Source organism: Allocoleopsis sp., assembly GCF_036703385.1.
Lineage (GTDB): Bacteria > Cyanobacteriota > Cyanobacteriia > Cyanobacteriales > Coleofasciculaceae > Allocoleopsis.
In genome coordinates, this window is record NZ_DATNPA010000111.1 from 1 (window position 1) to 3,956 (window position 3,956).

Consider the following 3,956-nt stretch of genomic DNA (forward strand, 5'->3'; position numbering starts at 1 on the left):
GCCTGAGACTGCTGCATAATCTGTGAGCCTGGTATGAATTTTTCCACATGAATATTTGAAATTTTAGGCACTTTGTCAGGGTTAATGTAAGCGCCAGTAGTCAAAACGACTTCGTATGAATCATCGTTTTGAAAAGCATCAACAACGAGCTGAATTAATTTTTCGCCGCCTGTGTTGCCGATTGTGGCATAAATGAGGGATTTAGAGCTACTAAGGGCTTCCAGGTATACTGGTACTGTCTCATTTAATCCTTCCCAAACTAATGGACCAATATAACGATAGTTTTTGGGAAGATTCTCAAGCGGACAATACTGTGGTATATCTGCGATTAATGTAAGGTCTCCTGCTAGAAACTCATACATAGATTCAAGGTTATGTATTCCATACTGCTTGGCAACTAGTCGAAAGTTAGTTGCTGCGTCTCTTTTTTGCTTGTCCTGGATAGCTTTGGTCGTAGCAGAGGCGATTTTGTCCTTGAAAGGACGCTCTTCTTTTGAGAGCATAGCATCAACAATATTGAAATAATCTGTCCTGTAGCCATTCACAATGGAGATGTAGGGAATTTTGGAGATTCTTGAGGAAATGGCTGCTGTAAAACGCAAGTCACCGATAATAACATCAGGCTTGAAAGCCTGAATTGCTTCGAGTTCGTCTTTGACACATTGTTCAACCCAAGACAGTGTAAAAGCTTCATAGATCTTACGGTCACTGTCTGTAAAGTCGGTTACGACAACGCCTGCTACGGGAAACACCTTGAAGCCGCCGTCTTTTAAGATTTCAGTCTGTTCTTTGTAGGCAAATGCTACCTCAGCACCACGGCGTCTGAGTTCCCGCGCAATGAGGACAAGACGAAGCAAGTGTGCGCGTCCAATTGCTGATGCGATTGCAAGAATGCGGATGTTTTCTAGGTTAATGGGTGTCGTGTTTGGCATTGTGGTTTGAATAATATGCAAAATTCGTAATCCATCTACCGCTTCAAAAGTTTATATCAAATTAAAGCCTTGTCCAGGGATTGAGCTTATTATTCCTAAGTTGTCGATACAAAAGTACAATGTAAAGAACATCAATCATAAAAATAATAGGGTACAAAACTTTGACTGTTGATTTTAACAAGTAGGTTTGATTTGAGATGATTTCTGTTAATAATGCATGAATATTAAACGTTGCGTTAATATCTATTGCTGACCCAAAAAATGAAGCAAAAAAAGCAAAAAAAGTCCCCAGCCACTTGCAGAGGGCAATGTAAATCGACTGACCCAATATGCCATCGCGCTGAATAAGCATACCAACAAAAAGAATTGACATCATAAGATTTATTCCATAGCCACTATACGCACCCTTTTTATCGTTAAAATCGTAGATAAATCTAACAAGAATCAAGAAAGAAATAGCTATAGACGCTAAAAAAAATAAACGAAAATTTTTCTGTATAAATTTAGGCTGAGAATTGTTTGCTCCATAAAGAAAACACTGCAAAGCAATTGGTAAGTCAAAGCAAAACCAGATAATACTAGAGTAGTGTATAAGTTTATTAGGTGGTATGTAAATGAATGAAAAAATAGCTTCCCACGAAATATTTGCACTAAGAGCTACCATGGGCATGGCAAGCGAACGATCTTTGAAGCCACGCCGGATGATAGCAACATAGGCGAACAGCCAAAACACCCCAGCAGCGAGGCCACACGTATTGCTCAAAACCGCGTTTGTAAACATAATCTATACCGATTTCCAACTGACCTAGAGTGAGAATTGGAGCGTTATTGTTATTACGACCTGTACCCAGTCGAGTTTTTTGAGTTCGGATACTGTCTCAAGTTGACAAGACCATCGGGCCTATGTATCTCCTTAAGTAAGGAGAAAAAACCTCATAAATTAGTGTTAGAGGCTGTCCTCGATGCCAGAATAGATAGTGGCGTCCCCAAAAAGCGCCTGTTTGGGCAAAAGCTGATTCTAAAGCAGCTGATTTACCGTAATGAATTCCCCGAACTTCTCGATACAACTCTGTACGTAGGCGAGTTAAATTAGCCCAAATTGGTAAGCTCGGGTTCTGCAAATACTCATCCACATGATCGGCTTTCCACCACGAAGTAGCATATGCTAATCGCTGACCGGAAGACGTGCGGAGCCACACCTGCCGCCGCAGTCGTGCTCCCGGTAATAATTGGAGCAGTTCAGGGACTCCATCTGAGTTCATACCAATGTTAGACATGTCGATTAAATCTACTTCCGTTCGTTCACCTGTTAGGAGTTGGAGGTGTCGCGTTGGGGAGCCATCTCCTAACAGTAGCATCTGCCACGCTGGTGCCAACTGAGTGTGGGGCAAGCCTCGTTGAACTATTTCCTCTCCCCCTTGCCAAAGCGGTATTAAGCAGTGCCATGTTGTTTGACAAAAACTTGTTGAAGACATAATACACTTGTAGGCTTGTCTTAATTCAAAACTTTAAAGACCCTACAATCATTCCAGAAAGTAACAGAAAGCCAATCCAGACGTTTTGATCAAACATTTGACCGTAGGCAGGATAGGGAAGCTGTGGGTCAAGCAAGCGAACACACTGCCATATCCAGCCTAGGGTTGCAAGAGAGAGGCTAATCCAGAAGCTTACTTGCAACTCCAGACAGACGCCCAGCCCAACCAGCAGTAAGGCAGTACCAGCAAAGAAAATACCAACGGCAACAGAAGTGTATTCACCAAAGAACAGGGCGCTGGAGTTGACGCCAATCCGCCGATCATCCTCGCGATCAGACATGGCATAAATTGTGTCGAATCCCAAAGTCCAGAGTACGGTTGCGCCCCAGAGCAACCAAGTGGAAAACTCTAAGTGTTCGCTCACTGCACTCCAGCTAACCAGAACTCCAAAACCCCAGGCAATCGCTAGCACTAGCTGGGGTACTGGAAACACCCGCTTCGCCAGTGGATATAACACAATCACCGGCACCGCCGCCACCAACAAACAGAACGAGAGCGGTTTGAGATAAAGGGCAAGAATCCCAGTGCAGCCTAGAGATATCAAGGCAACGACAATAGCGACTTTAACAGAGATGGTACGGGAAGCTAAGGGGCGAGTGTGCGTTCTTTGCACTTGTGAATCGATATTCCGATCCCACAAGTCGTTGATAACGCACCCAGCAGCACTGCTGGTTAAACTAACTAAAATGATGACGAAAACAAGCGGTGCTGGTGGCGTTGCTCGTGCCGCCAAAAAGACAGCCCAAAGGGCAGGAATCATTAAGATTAACCGTCCTGCTGGCTTGTGCCATCTCAGAAGCCGAATAATCTTGAGCCAGCTGGGTTCTCTTTTGTGAGATTCTTGCTGGGTAATCATAGTTCGCAAGGCTGAATTTATTTAGATGTATGTAGTGGCTACCGCTTTCTCAAGAAACACTTAAGAAACACACTCGACTTCACTAGGGTTGCGATGTCAGGTCATAGTGTAGCCAGGATCTTCTGAGACTGACGTTGACCTGTCACAACCATTCGCAGACCGCTTGGAGGAGCTAGAGTGATGCCACGACGTACAAGCTTGACGGGGCGCTGATCTGCTAAAGCCAGTTGCCAATGCGACAAAATCGTAGTCAAGATTAACTTCATTTCAAACTGAGCAAATGCCATGCCAATACAGCTACGGCTACCGCCTCCAAAAGGGAGGTACTCGTAGGGAGAAAATTGCCGCTCCAGAAAGCGTTCTGGCTTAAACTGCTTCGGCTGTGGGTACAAATCCTCCCGCTGGTGAGTCAGATAAATGCAAGCCATCAGCGTCGTACCTGGCTCAAACTGGTAACCCATGATTTGCCATGGTGCTTTCAATTTACGAGGAATGGCGGCCATAACAGGTGGGTTGAGCCGCAGTGTTTCTTGACAGACCGCAGTTAGATAGGGAAGTCGGGCGCTCGAGCTTGGATCGGCATCGGTGCGGATAGTGTCAATCTCACTTTCGAGCTTGCTCTTGACCTCTGGG

General features: G+C 44.7%; 5 protein-coding genes. All 5 read right to left on the reverse strand.

What is annotated here, in order from left to right:
- Positions 1-932, reverse strand: a 932-nt coding sequence (locus V6C93_RS05520; protein WP_333475650.1) for a hypothetical protein, incomplete at its 3' end; no start/stop codon positions are given.
- A gap of 61 nt (positions 933-993) precedes the next feature.
- On the reverse strand, positions 994-1,713 hold the full coding sequence (locus V6C93_RS05525; RefSeq protein WP_333475651.1) for a hypothetical protein: 720 nt from the start codon (positions 1,711-1,713) through the stop codon (positions 994-996).
- Between the two features lie 97 nt (positions 1,714-1,810).
- Complete coding sequence (locus V6C93_RS05530) at positions 1,811-2,407, reverse strand: chorismate lyase (protein WP_333475652.1); 597 nt, start codon at positions 2,405-2,407, stop codon at positions 1,811-1,813.
- 25 nt (positions 2,408-2,432) lie between these two features.
- A complete protein-coding gene (locus V6C93_RS05535; RefSeq protein WP_333475653.1) occupies positions 2,433-3,323 on the reverse strand; it encodes a 4-hydroxybenzoate solanesyltransferase in 891 nt (296 codons plus the stop codon).
- A 101-nt stretch (positions 3,324-3,424) separates the two neighbouring features.
- A partial coding sequence (locus V6C93_RS05540; protein ID WP_333475654.1) for a cytochrome P450 occupies positions 3,425-3,956 on the reverse strand: 532 nt, incomplete at its 5' end.

Bases quoted from the DNA above. Each gene is read 5' to 3' on its own strand.
- V6C93_RS05525 (WP_333475651.1), bottom strand. From the start codon at position 1,713: ATGTTTACAAACGCGGTTTTGAGCAATACGTGTGGCCTCGCTGCTGGG.
- V6C93_RS05530 (WP_333475652.1), bottom strand. From the start codon at position 2,407: ATGTCTTCAACAAGTTTTTGTCAAACAACATGGCACTGCTTAATACCG.
- V6C93_RS05535 (WP_333475653.1), bottom strand. From the start codon at position 3,323: ATGATTACCCAGCAAGAATCTCACAAAAGAGAACCCAGCTGGCTCAAG.